At 70.3% G+C, this 19766-nt stretch carries 21 protein-coding genes and 1 pseudogene; 6 read left to right on the forward strand and 16 right to left on the reverse strand.

Annotated features, from left to right (window positions below; genetic code table 11):
• Positions 1-133 precede the first annotated feature (133 nt).
• Positions 134-1063: pseudogene (locus JDY09_RS09930) on the reverse strand (hypothetical protein); the annotation flags it as partial.
• A gap of 340 nt (positions 1064-1403) precedes the next feature.
• On the opposite strand from JDY09_RS09930, the gene JDY09_RS03245 reads away from it, so the two are divergent.
• On the forward strand, positions 1404-1565 hold the full coding sequence (locus JDY09_RS03245; RefSeq protein WP_274717588.1) for a hypothetical protein: 162 nt from the start codon (positions 1404-1406) through the stop codon (positions 1563-1565).
• On the opposite strand, the gene JDY09_RS03250 is transcribed toward JDY09_RS03245, so the two are convergent.
• The 5 genes from JDY09_RS03250 to JDY09_RS03270 form a co-directional block, all read right to left on the reverse strand.
• Complete coding sequence (locus JDY09_RS03250) at positions 1562-1816, reverse strand: acyl carrier protein (protein WP_274717589.1); 255 nt, start codon at positions 1814-1816, stop codon at positions 1562-1564. The genes JDY09_RS03245 and JDY09_RS03250 overlap by 4 nt on opposite strands.
• Complete coding sequence (locus JDY09_RS03255; protein WP_274717590.1) at positions 1813-3405, reverse strand: amino acid adenylation domain-containing protein; 1593 nt, start codon at positions 3403-3405, stop codon at positions 1813-1815. Before JDY09_RS03255 ends, JDY09_RS03250 begins: the two co-directional genes overlap by 4 nt.
• Complete coding sequence (locus tag JDY09_RS03260; RefSeq protein WP_274717592.1) at positions 3402-4448, reverse strand: LLM class flavin-dependent oxidoreductase; 1047 nt, start codon at positions 4446-4448, stop codon at positions 3402-3404. Before JDY09_RS03260 ends, JDY09_RS03255 begins: the two co-directional genes overlap by 4 nt.
• A 79-nt stretch (positions 4449-4527) precedes the next feature.
• Positions 4528-5475 (reverse strand): methionyl-tRNA formyltransferase, encoded by a 948-nt coding sequence (locus tag JDY09_RS03265; RefSeq protein WP_274717593.1) that lies wholly within the window; start codon positions 5473-5475, stop codon positions 4528-4530.
• Positions 5476-5487: 12 nt separating this feature from the next.
• Positions 5488-6090 carry a hypothetical protein gene (locus JDY09_RS03270; protein WP_274717594.1) on the reverse strand — a complete coding sequence of 201 codons (603 nt, stop codon included), beginning with the start codon at positions 6088-6090 and terminating at the stop codon, positions 5488-5490.
• Positions 6091-6100: 10 nt separating this feature from the next.
• On the opposite strand from JDY09_RS03270, the gene JDY09_RS03275 reads away from it, so the two are divergent.
• A complete protein-coding gene (locus tag JDY09_RS03275; RefSeq protein WP_274717596.1) occupies positions 6101-6532 on the forward strand; it encodes a hypothetical protein in 432 nt (143 codons plus the stop codon).
• A gap of 42 nt (positions 6533-6574) precedes the next feature.
• On the opposite strand, the gene JDY09_RS03280 is transcribed toward JDY09_RS03275, so the two are convergent.
• The 4 genes from JDY09_RS03280 to JDY09_RS03295 form a co-directional block, all read right to left on the reverse strand.
• Positions 6575-7546: an LLM class flavin-dependent oxidoreductase gene (locus JDY09_RS03280; protein ID WP_274717598.1), complete on the reverse strand. Its 972-nt coding sequence runs from the start codon at positions 7544-7546 to the stop codon at positions 6575-6577.
• 118 nt (positions 7547-7664) lie between these two features.
• On the reverse strand, positions 7665-7895 hold the full coding sequence (locus JDY09_RS03285) for a hypothetical protein (RefSeq protein ID WP_274717599.1): 231 nt from the start codon (positions 7893-7895) through the stop codon (positions 7665-7667).
• Positions 7892-8947, reverse strand: coding sequence for a GTP-binding protein (locus JDY09_RS03290; RefSeq protein ID WP_274717600.1), 1056 nt, complete (start codon positions 8945-8947; stop codon positions 7892-7894). Before JDY09_RS03290 ends, JDY09_RS03285 begins: the two co-directional genes overlap by 4 nt.
• Positions 8944-10944 carry a protein meaA gene (locus JDY09_RS03295; RefSeq protein WP_274717601.1) on the reverse strand — a complete coding sequence of 667 codons (2001 nt, stop codon included), beginning with the start codon at positions 10942-10944 and terminating at the stop codon, positions 8944-8946. Before JDY09_RS03295 ends, JDY09_RS03290 begins: the two co-directional genes overlap by 4 nt.
• A 24-nt stretch (positions 10945-10968) precedes the next feature.
• Here JDY09_RS03295 and JDY09_RS03300 point away from each other — a divergent pair, with 24 nt between their 5' ends.
• Together JDY09_RS03300 and JDY09_RS03305 are read left to right on the forward strand one after the other, a co-directional pair.
• On the forward strand, positions 10969-11826 hold the full coding sequence (locus tag JDY09_RS03300; RefSeq protein WP_274717603.1) for an MBL fold metallo-hydrolase: 858 nt from the start codon (positions 10969-10971) through the stop codon (positions 11824-11826).
• A gap of 17 nt (positions 11827-11843) precedes the next feature.
• Positions 11844-12134, forward strand: coding sequence for an ATP-dependent Clp protease adaptor ClpS (locus JDY09_RS03305; protein ID WP_274717604.1), 291 nt, complete (start codon positions 11844-11846; stop codon positions 12132-12134).
• 35 nt (positions 12135-12169) lie between these two features.
• On the opposite strand, the gene JDY09_RS03310 is transcribed toward JDY09_RS03305, so the two are convergent.
• The gene (locus JDY09_RS03310) at positions 12170-12508 is read right to left on the reverse strand and encodes a hypothetical protein (protein WP_274717606.1); all 339 of its coding nucleotides are present in this window, start codon (positions 12506-12508) and stop codon (positions 12170-12172) included.
• Positions 12509-12578: 70 nt separating this feature from the next.
• Between JDY09_RS03310 and JDY09_RS03315 the strand changes: the two genes are divergently transcribed.
• Complete coding sequence (locus tag JDY09_RS03315; RefSeq protein ID WP_274717607.1) at positions 12579-13529, forward strand: ion transporter; 951 nt, start codon at positions 12579-12581, stop codon at positions 13527-13529.
• Here the strand turns inward: JDY09_RS03315 and JDY09_RS03320 are convergent.
• From JDY09_RS03320 to JDY09_RS03340, 5 genes are all read right to left on the reverse strand, one after another.
• The gene (locus JDY09_RS03320; RefSeq protein WP_274717608.1) at positions 13526-15103 is read right to left on the reverse strand and encodes an MFS transporter; all 1578 of its coding nucleotides are present in this window, start codon (positions 15101-15103) and stop codon (positions 13526-13528) included. The two genes, JDY09_RS03315 and JDY09_RS03320, sit on opposite strands and share 4 nt — an antisense overlap.
• Entirely contained in the window at positions 15100-15636 is a 537-nt protein-coding gene (locus JDY09_RS03325) for a MarR family winged helix-turn-helix transcriptional regulator (protein WP_274717609.1), read from the reverse strand. The genes JDY09_RS03320 and JDY09_RS03325 overlap by 4 nt, the downstream gene beginning before the upstream one ends.
• Before the next feature lie 69 nt (positions 15637-15705).
• Positions 15706-16116 carry a hypothetical protein gene (locus JDY09_RS03330; RefSeq protein ID WP_274717610.1) on the reverse strand — a complete coding sequence of 137 codons (411 nt, stop codon included), beginning with the start codon at positions 16114-16116 and terminating at the stop codon, positions 15706-15708.
• 129 nt (positions 16117-16245) lie between these two features.
• Positions 16246-17289: a lysophospholipid acyltransferase family protein gene (locus tag JDY09_RS03335; RefSeq protein ID WP_274717611.1), complete on the reverse strand. Its 1044-nt coding sequence runs from the start codon at positions 17287-17289 to the stop codon at positions 16246-16248.
• Between the two features lie 10 nt (positions 17290-17299).
• Complete coding sequence (locus JDY09_RS03340; protein ID WP_274717612.1) at positions 17300-18367, reverse strand: YgfZ/GcvT domain-containing protein; 1068 nt, start codon at positions 18365-18367, stop codon at positions 17300-17302.
• Between the two features lie 63 nt (positions 18368-18430).
• On the opposite strand from JDY09_RS03340, the gene JDY09_RS03345 reads away from it, so the two are divergent.
• Positions 18431-19756, forward strand: a complete 1326-nt coding sequence (locus tag JDY09_RS03345; protein ID WP_274717613.1) for an Nramp family divalent metal transporter — start codon at positions 18431-18433, stop codon at positions 19754-19756.
• Positions 19757-19766 lie beyond the last annotated feature (10 nt).

A 19766-nucleotide genomic window follows, 5' to 3' on the forward strand; every position in this document is an offset into this window, starting at 1 on the left:
GCAAAGTGACGAACACCTGGTCGGCGCCGGCGCGCAGAGCAAGAGGTATCGCCCGCTCGTAGTAGGCGGCTTGGGAGCGCTCGCCGCCGTTGTAGGGCGGCACTTGCCAGCGCGGGTCGGCGGGGTAGGCGAACTCGGTCAGCCACAATGGCAGCCCGCCGAGGCCGTGGTCGCTGTAGTAGCGCCGCCAGCGCAGCACCGCCGTGCGCACGCGCTCGAGCGGCTCGCGAACGTGGGCGTTGACGACGTCGAACGGCCGCGCCCCACCGAGCGCTGCGAACACGCCATCGAACCACGGCATGCCGCCGCCAGCCGTCATCGGTGCGGCGAGCACGATCTTGGTTTGGGGGAATGCTGCCTTGATGGCGCCGGCCGCTGAGCGCACCATCGCTGCGTAGTCGCTCGGCGAGCCGGCGAAAACCCAGTCGCCGTCGGGCTCGTTGCCGATCTCGACGTAGCGGAAGACGTCGGGCGCGCGAGCGACGACAGCGGCTACCAGGCGCCCATACTCGCCGACATCGCGCGGCGGGCACTTGAACCAGCTGCGCTCGCCCCACTGCGGACACGTCGAGAGGTAGCCTGGCGTCCCGACCATGATCGCCAGCAGGCGGACGTGGTAACGCCTCGCGAGCCAGATCATCTCGTCGATACCCGAAAAGTCGGGTGTGGCCCGGCGGCGGCCGCCCTCGTCGAAAAGCGCGTCGAGATAGATGTCAACACGCAAAAAGCCGGCGCCGAGATCGACGGCCTCGCGCACCACCTTCTCCTTCAGCTCGAACGGCATGCAGCAGGCGTAGGTCTGCGAGTGGAGCGAGATCGGGCTGATCCACTCGTCCGACCGTGCATCTGCAGTGGCAGCCGCACGCGCTGCCGCCGGCGCTCCTCCGCCGGGAGGTGGCGCCGCTGCGGTCGATGATGCCGCTGCGGGTGTTGGCGCCGCGACGGCCGCTGCCGCCGTGGCGAGCAGCGCCGCCAACGTCAAGCCCCAGAGCGCCCTCGCGCGCGCAGTGCGCGCCCACGGCCGCGCGCTCAGCGCCGCCGTCTCCTTGCCGCGACGAAACATTCGGCCCTCCCGCCGACACGTGAGACCTGTCGACCGGGGGTGCGCAGCGGTGGGGCCTCCGTGGCGCCGGAGAGCGCTGCGCCGAGCCCCGTTCGTACGCGGCCTCGACGTAGCCGACCTTGTCGTGTGTCCCTACCCGTCCCGTCCCCGCGCCGTCCTGGCGCCGGACGGTTTAGCCCGGTCATCGTCAGCGCGGTGGGAATCTTTCGCCCCCGGCCGGGCAACCTTTGCGCCACCAGAGCGGCACCAGCGCTTGCGCGCCCGGATGGGAACCTGACAGGCCAGGTGAGAGAGCGCGCGAGGAAGGCGACGCGCCGTCCGTTCGCGTTATCGTCGCCCGGTGACCATCAGACGGCTCGCGCTACGGATTCTCTACTGGCTGCTGGTTCTCGCCGTCTCGCTAGCGCTGCTAGTCGCGCTCGTGCTGTTCATCGAGTCGCGCGACCCTACGCGCGTCGGCAGCGTGCCGCAAGCCGCGCCGCTCGCCAGCGTCGCCCACTAGAGGGTGCGCTCAGCGGTGGTGTGGCGCGCGACGAGCGCCGCGATCGCCTTCACGGTCCGGAAAGAATCGAGCTCGAGCTCGTCGGGCGCCAGCTGGAAACCGAACTCGTGCTCGAGTTCGCTGATCAACGTCACCAGCCCCAGCGAGTCGAGCAGGCCGGTTTCGAACAGGTCGGTGTCGCGGCCGGGCGGCTCGACCGCCAGGGCATCGCGCATCAGGTCGACAATCCGTCGCTCGACATCGGCGTTCATCTTCCAACCTCTTCGCGGAACCGTTCGACCAGCGCACGGCGGTCGATCTTGCCGTTTACGTTCTTGGGTAGCTCGGGCAGCTCCAACCAGCGCGTCGGCAGCATGTAGCGGGGGAGAAGCTCAGCCAGCTCCCGACGTAGAAGCGCGTGGTCGGCGTCGGCCTGTGGACGTCGACTCCACGCAGCGCAGATCGCCGTCCCTTCGACACCTCCCACGGGCACGCCGACGACCGCGCACTCCCGCACGGCGTCGAGTTTGTTGAGAGCGGCCTCGATCTCGCCGAGTTCGATCCGGTAGCCACGATGCTTGATCTGGGCGTCGCGCCGGCCGTGGAAGAAGAAGAGGCCGTCGCGATCGCGGCGGCCGAGATCGCCGGTCCGGTAGCAGCGCCGCGACGGAGCGCGCGGGTGAGCGACGAACGCGCGGCGGGTTCGCTCCGCGTCGCGCCAGTATCCCGGCGACAGACCCACCCCGGCGATCCAGATCTCACCGACCTCTTCGACGGCGGCTTCGCTCCCGTCCTCGCGCACCACGAGCAGCTCTTCCCCTGGGCAGGGGCGCCCGATCGGGATCTCGTCGTCGCTTGCGGGCAGGGCCGGGACGTCGTAGTAGCTGGAGGCGATCGTCGCCTCGGTGGGGCCGTAGAGGTTCGTGAAACGCACGTGCGGTAGCCGCTGCATCCAGTGGCGCAGGACCGGTGTCGGCAGCACCTCTCCGCACCAAAGCAGGCGCTTCAACGTCGGAAAATCATGGTCGGCGACGGCGTCGAAGCGTGCGAGCAGGGTCAGGACGGACGGAACCGAAAACCACTGCACGAGCTCGCGCTCGCGGATGAACCGCGCGAGCCCGCGCGGGTCGACGTTGAGCTGAGGCGGCACCAGGTGCAGCTCGGCGCGGGCGTGGATCGAGCCGTAGATGTCGAACGTCGAGAGGTCGAAGTGGAGCGGCGGATGACCCGACAGCCGCTCACCGGGCGCGATCGCAAAGTGGCGAACCGCCCAGCGCACGAAGGCGACCGCACTGCGGTGCGTCACCTGTACCCCTTTCGGCTCGCCGGTCGAGCCGGACGTGAAGAGAATGTGCGCCACATCGCTGTCGCCGTTCGCTAACTGCGGGTAGCTGCGCGGACGGTCGAGCCATGTGCGCGCCGCGACGTCGGCGAGCGGATCGCCGTCCGGTTCGAGTGCCACGCAGAGTGGGCGGCTGGCTGCGCCGAGCGTGTCGAGACTAGCCCGGGCCCGCTCGAGTCCGGGACGGTCGCCAACGATCACAGCTGGATCAGCGGAGCGGAGAACGAGCGCGCTGCGCGCCGGCGGACTGTCCGGGTCGACGGGGACGTACGCGCAACCAGCACGCAACGCGGCGTGCATCGCCACGATCGCGCGCGGGGATTTGTTGACAGCGAGAACGACGCGGTCCCCGGATGAGCACCCGCACACGTCGCGCAAACAGTTCGCCAGGCGTGCGCTCAGCTCGTCGAGCTCGGCGAAGGTCAGCCGCTCTGCGCTCCCGACCACGGCCGTCGCCTGCGGTGAGGCAGCCGCAGCGGCGTCGAGAAAGTGCTCGAGACGCAGCGGATCGCTGGTCATTCGCGCGGCGTCCGAGCGGACGGCAGCGTGGCGTATTCGAAGGCACGAGCGGTGTGCTCGAGCTCCTCAGCGGACGCTGGGATGTCGAGGATGAAGAGGCTCGCTCCCTGCTCCAGGTAGCGGGCGAGTTCGCGTCCGACCCGCTCGTAGCTGCCGACAAGGTAGGGGCAGAAGGTGTGGTAGTTCTGGAACGGCCAGAGCCAGTAGGGGCTCGGTTCGGCGCCATCCGGGCCACGTCGACCCGCGATCTCGGCTGGAGCGTCGTGGTGGCGTTGCGACAGCTGCGTGTGCCAGTGCGAGTCCGACACACGCATCGCTAGCTGGTGGAGAAGCTGGCCCTTGCGATCGGCCGGGAACCGTTCCCCAGCGACCGTCCAAGCCTCCTCGGCGCTTACGCGCGCGATCACACCGATGCGTACGCCGCCGCGCAGGTCGCTCTCCTCGTCGGGCGGTTGCGGGTAGCGCACCGGCGTCGCGCCCAGCGCCTCCGCGGTCGCAAGCCCGCTCGGCGAAGAGCCCGACACGAGCACCTCTGGGAAAAGGTCGGGATCGAGCGGGGGAACGAGCCGCAAGTTGCGCACCGTCCACCAGCGACCCTCGTGCGTCACCGTCTCGCCGCGCAAAAGAGCCAGCAGAATCTCGCCGTACTCGCGCGTGCGCTCGTAGCGGAGATCGTGGGGGGTGTCGTCGCCGAGTGCGAGCAGATCGTTGCGGAAACCGCCGGCGAGGAGGTTGAGCGCAACCGCGCGCCCGTGCATCCAGGCGAGCGAGCTCACCATCTTGGCGGCGGAGTACGGGTGCATGTACACCGGCTGGACAGCGACGAGCGGCGCGATCCGTTCGGTCGCCGCGATGACAGTTTCGGCGACGAGCCAGGGGTCGCAGATGCCGTTGTCGGTGTAGACGAGGATGCCGGCACAGCCGGCGCTCTCGCTCCAGCGCGCGACATTGCGGACGGCGCGCAGATACCGCGTGCCGTCCGGATAGTCCTTCGATTGGGGGCAGGTCGAATAAACCCGTAAACGGGGCCGGTCCGGGAACACCTCTACACAGCGTAGTCCAGCACACGCGTCGCAGCCACCGGCGCCGCCAGCGTCGCTCGCCACACGGCTCCCCGGACGTTCAGACGGGCAAGCGCTCGCCTGGCACGAGCAGCGACCGGGTAGAGGAGCGGCCGTCGTCTCCCGCTGCCGAGGGGGCGGCGAGCCGGACTGCCAGAAGGCCGTCGGCCGCTGCCACGACGGCACGCCGGCCGTGCGCCGCGATCACCGTGCCGGCTGGGTGTGAGGCGCTGCCGCCGACGATCTCGGCGTGCGTCACAGACAGCGTCAGACCGTCGCTGCGCAAGATCCACGGCTCGCCCCATGGCGAGGGGAACGGCCCGTAGTCGCAGGCGCGAACCAATGCCTCGAGTTCGCGTACGGGGCGCGACCACTCGAGCCGTCCGTTGCAAGGCGGGCCCGCAGGGAAGAGCCGGCGCCGGGACAAGTCCTGCGGGCGCCGGGGCGGTTCGCGCCCGGCGAGAAACTCGTCGACAGCGCGCTCGACCAGCGCCACGCCCAAGCGCGCGCAGGTCGCGGCGAGCTGGAAAGCGCGCTCGCGCCCGGTAAGCGTGAAACGCTCGCAGTAAGCGATCGGCCCGGCGTCGATTTCGGCGCTCATCCAGTGCAGCGTCACGCCGTGCTCGCGCTCACCGAGGTAGATCGCCCAACTGGGCGCGTTGAGTCCGGCGAGTTCGGGCAGCGGGCCGGGATGGAGGTTGAGAGCACCGATGCGCGGCGCCGCGACGACCGCCGGCGGCAGAACGTGGAGGGCGTGCACGTTCAACACCAAGTCGGCGGAGTCGGCGAGCCGCGCGGCGAAGGCAGGATCGCGCACCCGGGCTGCCGGCTCGACGGACAGCCCGGCGCTGCGCGCCGCTTCGGCGACCGGCCCGCCGCGGGCCGTGTGGGCACGCACCGAGTCGGTCAACACCAGCACGGGCTCGACGCCACGGTCGAGCAGGCTACGCAGAACGCGCGCGCCCGTCGCCTCCTCGGCGATCAGCGCCACGCGCAGCGGCCGCGCCATCGAGCCGAGAAGTCAGTGCGGATCGTCGCCGGTCGCCGCCGGGGGGCGCGACTCCTCGGCCAACGACGTGATCGCGAGCGGGCCGCGCGCCGCCTGCTCCAACACCTGTGTCGCCTCGTCTGCCGAGCGTGCGTACAGCTCGACGAGCAGATGGACGACGATCTTGTCGTCCTCGTGCTTGTGGAAGCGAACGTGGGTGAAGAACTCGCGCGTGCCGTATTCGCCGAAGGCCGCGTAGGCGAGCGACTCGGCGGCCTCGGGACCCGAGCACGTCTCGACGTCGTCGGCGTCGACCGTCACCGTGCACGAAGCGACCCACGGGGTGCCGGTGACTAGCCGCTCCCAACGATCCTCGACCGGCTCGAGCCGGCTGACCCGCCTGCCGTCGATCTCGTAGAAGGCAAGGCTCAGGTGGGGCTGGTCGTGCATGCAGTCGAGGCACTGCACGACCGCCTCCTGAACCTCCTCGACCGGGTCCTGAGCTTCCCCGGTTTCCGGGTCGACCTTGAGGATCCCCTCGTAGTGCACCTGCACCTCGAGGTTGCGGGACCAGCAGCGGTAACAACGAAGCCAGCTAGACAGCGTGCCGACAGACTCGCGGGCGGACTCGTCCATCTGCCCCATTATGCTGGCGATCGAAGAGATGCTGACGCGCCGCCGGGGCCTCGCCGTTGTTCTCGCCTTGGCGCTCGCGCCGGCGGGGTGCTCCTTCGGTCCCGACGTCGAACCGCCCCCAGCATCCCCCGACACGAACGCGATCGCCGCTGTCGTCGAGGGGCTCGCCACGGCCGCCCGCCAAAAACGTTGGCGGACGATCTGTGAAGAGCTCCTGACGCCCGCTGCCCGCGAGCGCGCCGGCGGCGTCAACTGCGAACGCTTCATCGCGCTCGCGGCCAGCGACATTCGCGACCCGACCGTGCGGATCGAGGAGATCACGATCCGCGGGGCGCTCGCGGTCGCGACCGTTCGCGCGCGGTCGGCAGGCGAGCCAGCGGTGCGAGAGACGCTGATCCTCGCCCGCACGCAGGGCGGCTGGCGCGTCGACGGGCTGCGGTGACAGGTGTCTCGGAGCTGCGCCGACGGACCGCGCCTCTGTCAACTAGCGCGGTGCGAGACCGTCGAGCGTCGCCTGGAAATCGGTGCCGGGGATCGGGCCGACGCAGGGCAGCGTGGCACCGGCGCGCTGGTAGCGCTCGACGGCCGCGCGCGCCTCGCTCTCGGGCCCGATCGCGGCGAGCGAGGCGATGAAGCGGTCGGATATCGCTGCGGCCGCTGCCTGCGGACCGTTCTCTTGCATCGCGCGGTCGAAGGCCGCGATGTCGGCACCGAACCCCGAGCGCTCCAACATCGCCCGGTAGAACGGCAGCGAAAAGTAGGGAACGAGGTCGCTGCGCAAGCGTTCCTTGGCCGTGTCGCGGTCGTCCGTCACCGCCGACGGCACCGCCGCCACGACCGCGACAGCGCCCGGGTCGCGCCCCACCCGCTCGGCGCCTGCACGGACCTCGGGCACGACGACCGACTCGATGTACTCGGGCACGCACAGCCACAGGATCACGCCGTCGGCGATCTCGCCGGCGAGCCGCAGCATCCGCGGCGACAGCGCGGCGATGTAGATCGGAACGCGGGCGGGGGGTTCGACGCCCGCGAAGCGGAAGGCGGTTGGGAAACGGTCGCTAGCGGGCGGCTCCTCGCCGCGCAGGATCGCGCGCACCGCCCCGAAGTAGTGGCGCATGTCGCGCACCGGCCGGTCGATCTTCTGCCCGTACCAGCCCTCGACGATCGGGGCGTGCGACACCCCCAAGCCGAGCACGAGACGGCCGCCCGAGAAGGCGTCGACGGTCGCCGCCTGTTGGGCGCAGGCGACGGGAGTGCGCGAGTAGATCGGCAACACCCCCGTGCCCAACCGTGCACGCTGGCTGCGGGTTGCGTACGCCATCAACACCGTCAGCGAGTCGAAACCGGCGATGTGGGTGGTGAAGATCGCCTCGTAGCCGAGGCGGTCGGCCAGCTCGACCCGCTCCAGCGTGCGCTCGAGCGAACGTCCCGGTGAAACGAAAGCGCCAACTGTCATGGCGGCAGCGTACAGCCCCCACCCCGCCCGGTAGCGGCGGTCGAGCCGTCAGAGGCTGCGGCTCGGTCAGGCCACTACGCCTGCGGCTGGTCCAAAGCTGCGCTGCGACGACCCGCCGTCAGCCGGCTCGCAGCAACACCCACACCAGCGCTGCGGCGAAGGCGATCTGCCCGAACGTTGCTGCCGTGCCGAGATTGGCCGCACCGAGGAGCTGAGCAAGCGCGGTAGCTGCGGCGAAGGCGGCAAGTGGCAGCAGGAACAGGTCGAACCAGCGACGTCGACGCTCGCTTGCCGGTTCGAGTTCGGCGGGCGGTCGCTTGTCGGGCGAAAGTTCACGTGCGCCGTTCATGAGCGGCACCGTAGCGCGAGCGTCTCGACCAACTCGGCGACGGTCGCGGTCTCGGGTTGCTCGGCGAGGATCGCGAGCGCTGCCCGCTCCCCGCCGAGCGCGCGCAGCGCCCGTTCCCCGTATTCGCTGCGAAACTCGCGCAGCGCTGCGCGCCGGCGGCCCTCGCGGCGGCGCTCGTCGATGTCGGGACTTGCGGCACGGCGCTCGACGGCCGCGACGAGCGCGTCGATGCCGCGCGGCGGTGGCAGCGACGCGACCTCGAGTACCGGAGTGTCGCGGACGCCGAGCGCGGCGAGCGCCTGCTCGAGGTCGAGCCGCGCGCGCCGCGCAGGTGCGCCGAGGTCGGCCTTGGTTACGACGAGGATGTCGGGCACCTCCATGATCCCCGCCTTGAGGAACTGGAGCACGTCGCCGCTCCCCGGCTGGACGACGAGCACGACGACGTCGGCGACGTCCTCGACGTCGGTTTCGGACTGGCCGACGCCGACCGTCTCGACGACGACGACGTCGAAACAGGCTCGCATCGCCGTGACCGCGTCGAAGGTGGAGGGCGCAAGCCCGCCAAGACGGCCAGCGGCTGCGGTGGAGCGGATGAAAACGCCGCGGTCGTTTGGGTCGTGCTGGATGCGGGCACGATCGCCGAGCAGCGCACCGCCCGAACGACGCGAAGAGGGGTCGACGGCGAGGAGCGCCACCGTGCGTCCACGCTTGCGCCACTCGGCGACCAGTGCCGACAGCAGTGTCGACTTGCCCGCGCCGGGAGGGCCGGTGACGCCGACCGCGATGCCCTCCGCGATTGGCGCCTCGCCAGCAGCTGCGCGTCTGCGCGCGAGCTCGGCGAGGAGCGCTGCGGCGGCGGCGCGCCCGCGCGGGGAGCGATCCTCGATGATGTTGAGAGCGGCGGGTGCTGCGGTGGTGTCCTTGCCGGCGAGACGACGTGCCAGCTCGACGGCGGCCGTAGGGGCGCCGTCCGCTCGTGACGAGTGCGGCGGAAGCTCCGACACCTGCTCGCCGTGCCGCGAGCCGCAGGGACGCTCGGCGGGCTGGCTCAAGCCGCGGTGGCGGTGACGCCGAAGTGGTCGGCGACCAGGTCGACGATCTCGCCCATGATGCGCGTCAGCTCGAAGTCCTTCGGCGTGTACACGCGCGCCACGCCTGCCTCGAGCAGGCGTTGAGCGTCGTCGGGCGGGATGATCCCCCCGACGACGACCGGCACGTCGCTGCCTGCCGCGCGCAGCTCGCGCACGACCTGCGGGATCAGCTCGAGGTGCGAGCCGGAGAGGATCGACAGGCCGACCACGTGCACGCCCTCCTGCACCGCTGCCTGGGCGATGCGCGACGGCGTGAGTCGGATGCCCTCGTAGACCACCTCCATCCCCACGTCGCGTGCGCGCACGGCGATCTGTTCGGCACCGTTCGAATGGCCGTCGAGGCCGGGTTTGCCGACAAGGATCTTGAGCCGGCGGCCGAGCGCCTGCGACACGCGGTCGACGCGCTCGCGCACCTCAGCAAGCGTGTCGAGGTCGAGCTCGACAGCCGCCGCGTCGGCGACACCGGTCGGAGCGCGGTACTCGCCGAAGACGTCGCGCAGCGCCTGTGCCCACTCGCCGGTCGTCGCACCGACCCGCGCCGCCTCAAGCGACGGCTCCATGATGTTGCGGGCCGGGTCGGCCGCTGCCTCACGGAGCGCCTCGAGAGCCCGTTCCACCGCGTCCTGCTGGCGGCGGCTGCGCCACTCGCGCACGGCCGCCACAGCCTGCTCTTCGACCTCGGGGTCGACACGCAGGATCCCGCCATCCTGGTCCTGCTGGAGAGGCGACGGTTCCGCTTCGGTGAAGCAGTTGAGACCCACGACCTTGAGCTCGCCGGTCTCGATCCTGCGCATCCGCTCGCGGTGCGACTCGACGAGCTTGGCCTTCATGTAGGGCACCGCTTCGACCGCGCCGCCGCGCTCGGCGACGACCGCCATCTCGCGCCGCGCGCCCTCGACGAGCTCCGCGACGAGCGCCTCCATCACCCGCGAACCCTCAAAGATGTCGGGGTACTCGAGGAGGTCGGTTTCGTAGGCGAGGATCTGCTGGATGCGCAGCGACCACTGCTGGTCCCACGGCCGCGGCAGGCCTAGCGCCTCGTTCCAGGCTGGCAGCTGGATCGCTCGCGCGCGCGCGTTGCGCCCGAGCGTCACCGCCAGCGCCTCGAGAACAATGCGAATGATGTTGTTCTCGGGCTGCTGTTCGGTGAGACCGAGCGAGTTGACCTGGACGCCGTAGCGGAAGCGCAGGTACTTCTCGTCGTCGACGCCGTAGCGCTCGCGTCCGATCTCGCGCCACAGCTGCGCCATCGCACGCAACTTGGCGTGCTCTTCGATGAAGCGGATGCCGGCGTTGACGAAGAAGGAGATACGGCCGAAAACGCGCGGGAACACGTCGGGCGAGACGCGCTCGCGCACGCGGTCGAGGACGGCGATGGCGTTCGACAGCGAGTAGGCGATCTCCTGAACGGGTGTCGCCCCTGCCTCCTGGAGGTGGTAGGAGCAGATGTTGATCGGGTTCCACTTCGGCACCTGCTCGACGCAGAAAGCGATCGTGTCGGCGGTGAGCCGCATCGACGGCTCGGGTGGGAAGGCGTAGGTGCCGCGCGACAGAAACTCTTTGAGGATGTCGTTCTGCGTCGTGCCCTGCAGCACGCGCCGCTCGATGCCGTTCTCCTCGGCAACGGTGATGTAGAGTGCAAGCAGCCACGCCGCCGTCGCGTTGATCGTCATCGAGGTGTTCATGCGATCGAGCGGGATGCCGTCGAGCAGCGTGTGCATGTCGCCTTTGTGGGCGATCGACACACCGACCTTCCCGACCTCGCCGCGCGCCAGCTCGTGGTCGGGGTCGTAGCCGGTCTGGGTTGGTAGGTCGAAGGCGACCGAAAGACCGGTTTGCCCCTTGGCCAGGTTGCGGCGGTAGAGGGCGTTCGATTCGCGGGCGGTTCCGTAGCCCGCGTAAGTGCGCATCAGCCAGGGCTTGTCGCGCTCGGGTAGGCGGTGGCCGCTTTCGCTCATCGCTTGGATTGTAAGGTCGCGCGTGTGAGCGAGCTTCCGGCGCGGCTTTTGGATGTCGGCTTCCGTGGCACCACCGGGGCGATCGCGAGCTACTGGGTGGACGGTTTCCTGATCGACCCCGGCCCGGCCTCGTGTGTCGACAAGCTGTTGGCCGAACTGCCCGGCGAGCCGCACACCCTGCTTGTGACCCACATCCACCTCGATCACGCCGGTGCCGCCGGGACCCTCTGCCGCCTGTTTCCCGGGCTGCGCGTGCACGTGCACGAGCGCGGGCTACCGCACCTCGCCGACCCGTCGCGCCTCTTGGCGAGCGCCGAGCGCCTGTACGGACCGAATCTCGGCAACCTCTTCGGGCGCACCGAGCCGGTGCCCGCCGACCGCCTGGTAGCGCTCGCCGGAGGCGAGCGCATCGACCGCTTCCGCGTCGAGTACGTGCCCGGCCACGCTTCCCACCACGTCGCCTACTTCGACACCGTCAGCGGGGCCGCGTTCATCGGCGACGCCTGTGGCGTGCGCGTCACCCCCGACCCGGTGGTGGTAGCGCCGACGCCACCGCCGGACATCGACGTCGAAGCGTGGCTGCGGTCGCTGGAAGCGGTCGAACGCCTCCGCCCGAGCGCCCTCTGTCTCACTCACTTCGGGATCTACAGCGACGTCGAGCGCCACCTGGTGGCGATGCGCGCCTCGCTCGGCGACCTCGTTGCGCTCGCCCGCTCCTGCGGCCGCGACGAGTTCGAGCGGTGGCTGCGGGCGCGGCTCGCGGCAGCGCTCGATGCGCCGTCGCTTCGTAGACTTGAGGCGGTCGCGCCGCTCGACCAGTTGTTCCTCGGGCTCGAGCGGTACCTGCGAAAGCGCGCGGAAGTGAAGGATTCACGTCCGTAGCGAAAGGAGGGGAGCCGTTGACGACGCTCGTCCTCGACAAGCCGAAAGCCGGAGGCCCCGGGAGCGGGCTTGACGACCCCTGGCACGTTGTCGTGCTCAACGACGACCACAACACCTTCGACTGGGTGGCGCGGACCCTGGCGCGCGTTCTGCCCGGCGTGAGCTACGAGCAAGGGATGGCTCTCGCCCACAAAATCCACAACACGGGGCGCGCGACAGTCTGGTCCGGTCCGCGCGAGCCAGCCGAGCTCTACTGGGAGCAGCTCGCCGCCGCCGGCCTCACGATGGCGCCGCTAGAGCAGCACTGAGCGGCCATCACCGCCGGCAGACGGCCGTCGCCGACTCAGGCCGTCGCCGGCTCTTCGTCTCCGCTCAGTGCGCTCGCTGGACGCAGCTCGCCGCGTCCGACGAGGCGGTGGAAGCTCGGGATGACCGGCACCTGGAAGGTGCCCATCGCGCGCTCGCGGATAGCGCTCGCCTCGTCCGAGTACCAGTAGCGGTCGAAGTCGTGCTCGCTCTCGAATTCGGCGAGCTGCACGAAGTCGAGACCGGCCTCGACGGCGCGGTACAGCGCCCACCAGCGGGCCCCGTACTCGAGCGCCAGGGGCGCGAGCACAGCGAGATGACGCTCGAGCTCGTCGCCGCGGAAAGTGTTGGCATGCCAGCGGATCTCGACCAGCACGGGTCGGCATCGTAGCGGGGCCCACTCGTCGATGCCGTGCGGGTCGTGTTTGCGAGGATTTCCACCAGCGGTGTCGGCCGACTCCCACACAACCGCTCACACGAACCGCCGCAGCGAGACCGGGGCCGGCCCGGACCGAGATCGCATCGCCGTACTCGCGCAGATCGTCGAGGCGCCGCTCTTCAACGCCACCGTCGCGGTGCTGATCGTCGCCAACGCCATCGTCCTCGGCCTCGAGACGTACCCGCGCCTGAGGGCGCAAGCAGCCGATGCGCTCGCGACCGCCGATCGCGCGTTGCTGGCGGTGTTCGTCGTCGAACTGGTTCTGCGCTTCGCGTCGTACGGGCGGCGTCCGCTGCGCTTCTTCGCGAGCGGCTGGAACGTCTTCGATTTCGCCGTGATCGGCGCCAGCGTCCTGCCCGGGCTGCACGAGAACGTGACGCTGTTGCGGCTGTTACGCCTCGCCCGGATCGCGCGGCTCGTGCGGGTGATGCCCGAGCTGCGACTGCTCGTCACCGCCGTCGCGCGCAGCGTTCCCGGCGTTGCCGGCGTCGCCGTGTTGACGGCGCTGACGCTGTACGTCTACGGGATGATCGGCTGGATCCTGTTCGGCGCTAGCGACCCCGAACGGTTCGGCGACATCGGGAAGGCGGCGCTCACGCTGTTCATCCTCCTGTCGCTCGAGAACCTGCCGGACCTGGTCGCCGACGGCATGCGCGCCACGGCGCTCGCGGTTCCGTTCTACGTCAGTTTCGTGATGGTGGCTGCGTTCTTGGTTCTCAACCTGTTGATCGGCGTGATCATCGGTTCGCTGGAAGAGGCGCGCGAGCTCGAGGGCACGCGCCAGCGCGCCGCGGGTTCACACGCAGAGGGGATCGCACCGCCGTCGCCGCACGGGGCCGGGCGCGACAGCGACGGCAGCGCCCGCCCCGAGCTCGTCGAGGAGCTCGCCCAAGCCCGCCGCGCGCTCGAGCGCATCGAGCGACGGCTGGGCATGGCGCACCGCAGCGCGGCGCCTTAGGCGACGAACGTCTCGGCTGCCGCCTCCTGCGGTGTCTCGCTGCCGTGGCCGATCCGGCCGGGGGCGATGAGAATCAGGGCCGCCACCGCGCCCGTGAAGGCCAGCGACGCGGATAGCCACATTCCGCCCGAGAGCGCGTAGACGAAAGCCTCGGCCGCGGCTTTGCCGACGCGCGCGGCGAGCGCCGGGTTGGCGGCAGCGATGGCGCGTTCGTGCGCCGAGCCGAGGTTGTGCACTAGCTCGTCGCGCACGGTGGCGGGGAGCCCGCTGCCGGCGAGGAGCTCGGCGAGGCGGTTGCGCGCCAGGTGCTGGAAGAGGGCACCTAGCGCCGCGACACCGAACGTGCCGCCGACCATGCGGCTCATCGAGAGGATCCCGGAGGCGACGCCCGCCTTGTCGACGGCGACCGAGTTCATCGCCGCGGTCGACATCGGCGACATCGTCAGCGCGATCCCGACACCCATGAGCATGAAAGACGGGAGCAGCTCGCCGTAGGTGGTGTCGACGTCGATGCGGGTGAGCAACAGCATCGCTACCGCGACGAGCGACAGACCGCTGGCGATCAACACGCGAGGGCCGATGCGGTCGGCAAGACGGCCGGCGATCGGCGCCACGAGCACGATCATCAGCGTCGAGGGGAGGAAGCGCACGCCCGCTTCGACCGCGGTATAGCCAAGGATGTTCTGCATATAGAGGGCGAGGAAGAAGAACATCGCCAGCATCGCGAACGACACGACGAACGCCACCGTGTTGGCTCCGAAGAAGGTGCGCGAGCGGAAGAAGCGGAAGTCGACCATCGGCTCGGCGACGCGCCGTTCGATCGCCGCGAACGCGACGAGCCCGACCGCGGCTGCGGCGAGCAAGGCGACGATGCGCGCCGACCCCCAGCCCCAGGAGTTTCCTTCGACCAGTGCCAGCACGAGGGCGGTGAGACCGAGCGAGAGCGTGGCGATGCCCGGGTAGTCGATGTGGTGGCGGGTGCTTTCGTCGCGCGACTCCGGCGCCGCGAACAGGGTCACTGCGACGGCGCCGACGGCGACGGGCAGGTTGAGGAAGAAGATCGCCCGCCACGAGACGTACTCGGTGAGCGCGCCGCCGACCACCGGTCCGATCGCCAGTGCTAGCGCGGACACGCCCGCCCACGTGCCGATCGCGCGACCGCGCTCGTGGGGCGGGAAGACGCTCGAGATGATCGACAGCGTGCCGGGCATCATCAGAGCGGCGCCGACGCCCTGAACCGCCCGCCCGGCGACGAGCGCGGCTTGCGTGGGGGCGAGACCGATCGCCGCGCTCGACAGCGCGAAGATCACGACGCCGGCTAGGAAGACGCGGCGGCGGCCGAGAATGTCGCCCAAACGACCCCCCGTCACGAGCAGCACGGCGAACGTCAGCGTGTACGCGTTGACGGTCCACTCGAGCCCGGCGAGCGAGGCGCGCAGGTCGGACTGGATCGACGGCAGCGCCACGTTGACGACCGTGTTGTCGAGCATCACCATGAACAGCGCGAAGCACATCGCGCCGAGCGTCCACCAGCGGCGGTTGCCGTCGTGCAGCTTCGGTAGGCGAACTCTCACTTGCCGTCTCCTTTTTCAGTCGCTAACAGGCCGAGGGCGTCGAGCGCGGCCGCGAGCGCCGCGCGCTGCTCGCCGGTCAAGCTGCGCGCGTAGCGCTCGAGCGCGGCGCGACGGATCCCGCAGAACTCGCTCCAGGCGTCGCGCCCCCGGGGGGTGAGCGTCACCCGTCGCGCGCGCCCGTCGTGAGGGTCGCGCTCGCGCCCGACGAGTCCGCGCCGCACAAGTCCGTCGGCGGCGCGGCTCGCGGCGGCGGCCGACAGCCCGAGCCGCTTGGCGATGTCGCTGACGGCGGGCGGCTCGGGCGAGTTGGCGAGCAGGCCGAGCAGCTTGATCTGGGTGAGTGCGAGGTCGTGGCGATCGGTGTGGGCGAGTAGCTCGGCTTGACCTTCGTGCAAGAGGCGCGAGAGGAGGGCGCCGAGCCCGCGCGCGAGGGAACGCGGATCGACGGCGGCCCGGTCGCGACCTCGCGCCGGCGCGATCGCGACCGCGCCGGTCTTGCGACCGCCGTGCCGGGCTGTCGTATTTGCTTGCACGCACGCAAGTATCGCGGCAAGAGGCGGGACTCCGACCAGCGGGCCGGAGTCGTGCTGGCGCGGGCGCGACTAGGGGAGAAGCAGCTCGTCGGACGAGTCGCGGCGCGGCGCGCCGACCGCGAGCCGCGCGGTCGATCCGCCCCGTGCCCCCGGCGAGGCGATCACGAGGTAGTCGCCGCGGGAGAGGGTGGCAACGAGGCTAGCGGCGTCGCCGGGCGCGATCTTGTCGGAGCGCACGCGGTCGCGCTCGCCCTCGATCGTGATCGTTTGCGACACGCCCGTTTGGTTCGAGACGAGCAGCTCCACCTCGCCCGCGCCGACGCGATCGGGCGAGATCGCCAGCCCGTCGCGCGTGATCGCCGCGGTCAGCGACACGGGCGGGGCCGGGCGCGGTTTGCCGGCCCAGCGCTCGGACCCGCAGCCGACGAGCGCGACGCAAGCGACCGCTGCGGCCGCGATCTTGACGCTCCTCGCTCGCACCGGCACCACTCCTTGCCGAAACCCTAACCCAAGCGTTCGTCGCCAGGGCGCGGTAGGGAAGCCTCCAGTCGCCTCGCTGCGCGCCGACCGCAATCGCCCCGCTCCGCGCCGACCGACCACGCCGGCTCGCTATCCGAGCCACACCGAGCGACGCGCGTTCACCATCGCGTCGAGCTCGCGCTGGATGCGCGAACGGACGTCCTCGGCCAGGTGCTGCACGAACGCCGCGTCGTCGGCGTCGCTCCGGTCGTAGCTCGCCATGTCAATCGGCTCGAGAAAACGGATCCGGAACTTCGCCGGCAGGTACATGAGGCCCGCCGCAAGGCCGAAGTGGGGGAAGGCGTGGTTGATCGGAAAGTAGATCAGGCCCGTGAGGCGCTGGAGTAGCGGTACGTGCGCGAAGATCGGCATCGCCTCTTCAGCGCCGACGACCGCGACCGGCACGATCGGCACGCCGGCGAGGATCGCCGTGCGAACGAACCCGCCGCGACCGAAACGGCGCAGCCGGTAGCGCTGCCAGAAGACCTTGCGGGTTCCTTTCTGGCCCTCGGGGAAGACGATCACGAGGCGCTGCTCGTCGCGCAGCAAGCGCTGTGCGTTGGCCGGGTGGGCGGCGACCAGGCCGAGCTTGTTGGCGAGCATGCCGACGAGCGGATAGCCCTTGAACCAGTGCTCTCCGAGCATGTAGAGCGGCCGCGGGTTCGGGTGCTCGTGGCGGATCGCCTGCATCACCATCGGCGCGTCAGGGGGCAGGGCACCGGAGTGGTTGGCGACGAGCAGCGCGCCGCCCTCGGACGGGACGTTGTCTATCCCCTCGACGTCGACCCGGAACCAGTAGCGGTAATAGAAGTCGAGCAGCGGCATGAAAGCGTCGAGAACGCGCTGCGAGCGGCCCCAATCGTCGACCTGCCGCTCGGGCTCGGGCCGTGGCAGAAGCCGCCGCAGCTCGCGCAGGTCGGGCTCGGGCGCGGCACGCAGCGGACCTCCCGGCTCCTGAACGGGTAGCTCGAGCGCGTCGGCATGGACGTCGAAGGCCGGTTGCGCCGGTCGCAGGCGCTCCGAGCCCGCCTCGAGCGTGAGGTGTGCGCTTCCCAACAGCGGGCCGTCGGCGCGCAGACCGCGCACGCGTGTGCCGCTGCGCCGCCGCTTTACCTCTGCGCCTCCCCTCGCCATCGAGGCGATGCTAATCGCCCTCGCGCGCGCCGGCGACCCCTGCCGACGATGCGCCGTCGGCGTCGCCGCGGAACGGCAGCGCCACGACCTCGGCGTGCACCTGGGGCCGCTCGTCGGCCTGCGCTTTGTCGCTCGTAGGAGCGCCGGCCGACCGTCGACCGGACCCCTCCTCGTCGGTGGCTGGCGGGGGCAGAACGGCTACCCGCTCGTGGGGCTCCACCTCGCGCCGCACGAGCGCCAGGGCGATAGTCCCGAAGCGCGGCGAGCGCACGCAGGTGCCGACCTTCCCGACCTCGCGCCCCTCGCGCACGAGCGTGGCCCCAGGAGCGGCCTCGCCGCTCAGCCGCAAACCGCGCAGCAGTCGATTGGGTCGCCCCCGGTAGTGGAGGCGGGCGACCGGTTCCTGACCGACGTAACAGCCCTTGGTGAACGAGACGGCGCGCTCGACCACGCCGGCCTCGGCGGGCATCACAGTGCTGCCCAGTTCGATGCCGAGTCGTGCCCGTCCGTGCTCGACGCGCAAACACTCGAGAAGCGCTCGGCTCCCGTTCCGGAGCTCGTCGCCCGGGGCCACGGCAGCTTGGCCCGCAGGCACGAGAAGGTCGATCCCCAGGTACGTTCGCAGCGCGAAACCGCCGTCGGCGGCGCTGACCGCGTGCTCGCGTGCAGCCGGCGGGGTGGCGACGAAGCGGTCGCTGTGCGGACCGACCAGTGCGATCAGCTGGAAGCGCTCGCCGAGATCGCGAAAGCGTGCGCGCAAGCCGACCGCGGCCGTGGTCAGCATGTGGGCGAGCACCGGGCGCGCGAACGACTCCGACTCGACGAGGTAGAGCGGCGCGCCGTCGCGATCGTCCAAGCGCACGATGCGCATGTCGGCGCGGACGCGTGCTTTGTGGGTGAGGAGCAGCGCGTAGCAGCCCGTGCCCGGCGCCAGCGCGGCGACGTCGTTCGTCACCTGTCCTTGCAGGAGCTCGGTGGCATCGGGACCGCTGACCTCGAACAGCGCGCGCGTGCCCAGCTCGACGCGCACCGCCGAGCGTTCGGCGCGCTCGTACTCCTCGACCGACGGTGCAAACACGTCGCAAGGGTAGATGTCGTACACGGCAAAACGAAAAGTTTGGCGCGGCTAAACTGCTCGTCCATGTACCGAACCGGCGGTGAAGGCCGCCCGCGACCACTGAACGGCGCCCAGCGCGAAGCCAAGATCGGCGGCACCACATCGCTGCTCGAGCCGAGCCCGCTCGAGCGCCTGCGCGCGCGCGGCCGCATCCGGCAAACGGTTGCGTTGCTCGGCCCCGCGTTCGTCGCCGCCGTGGCTTACGTCGACCCCGGGAACTTCGCGACAAACATCAGCGCCGGCGCCGACTACGGCTTCCTGCTGCTGTGGGTGATCGTCGCCGCCAACCTGATGGCGATGCTCGTGCAGTATCTCTCGGCGAAGGTCGGGATCGCCACGGGCCGCAACCTTCCCGAGCTATGTCGCGAGCACCTGCCGCGACCGGTCGTCTGGTTTTTGTGGATCCAAGCCGAACTCGTGGCGATGGCCACCGACCTCGCCGAGTTCATTGGCGGTGCGCTGGCGCTCCACCTGCTGTTCGGGATGCCGTTGTTTCCCGCTGCGCTCGTCACAGCGGCGGTGGCGTTCGTGATCCTCGCCCTACAGACGCGCGGCTACCGCCGGTTCGAGCTAGCGATCGCGAGCCTCCTCGGCATCGTGCTGGTCGGTTTCCTCTACGAGATGTTCGCCAGCGGACCGAGCACGAGCGCGGTAGCCGAGGGGCTCGTCCCCAGCTTCGAAGATGCCGAGAGCGTGTTGCTCGCGACCGGGATCCTCGGCGCGACCGTGATGCCGCACGTCATCTACCTGCACTCGGCGCTAACGCAGGACCGCGTGCCCGCACGCGACGAGCATGAGGTGCGTGAGCTGTTGCGGTTCGAGCGCATCGACGTCGTGATCGCAATGTCGCTTGCGGGTGCCGCCAACGCCGCGATGCTGATCGTTGCAGCGACGCTCTTCCACGGGCAGCTCGACGTTGGGACGATCGAAGAGGCGCACGCCGGCTTCGGGACTCTCCTCGGGGGCGGGGCGGCGCTGGCTTTCGCGGTGGCGTTGATGGCGTCGGGCTTCTCGAGCTCCAGTGTCGGTACCTACGCCGGTCAGGTGGTCATGCAAGGGTTCCTGCGCCGCTCGCTGCCGCTCACGCTGCGTAGGCTCGTGACGATGGTGCCGCCGCTCGCCGTGAGTGGCGCCGGTTTCGATCCCACGCGCGCGCTCGTGATAAGCCAGGTGGTGCTGTCGTTCGGGATCCCGTTCGCGCTCGTCCCGCTCGTCTTTTTCACCGCTCGGCGGCGGGTCATGGGCCGTTTCGCCAACGCTCCCCTGACGACAGCGGCGGCAGCAGCGATCGCGCTGCTCGTAAGCGCGCTCAACATCTTCCTGCTCGCGCGGACGCTGGGCGTCGCTTGATGCCGTCGCT

Origin of the sequence: Thermoleophilum album, assembly GCF_028867705.1 — a bacterium.
Taxonomy (GTDB): Bacteria; Actinomycetota; Thermoleophilia; order Solirubrobacterales; family Thermoleophilaceae; genus Thermoleophilum.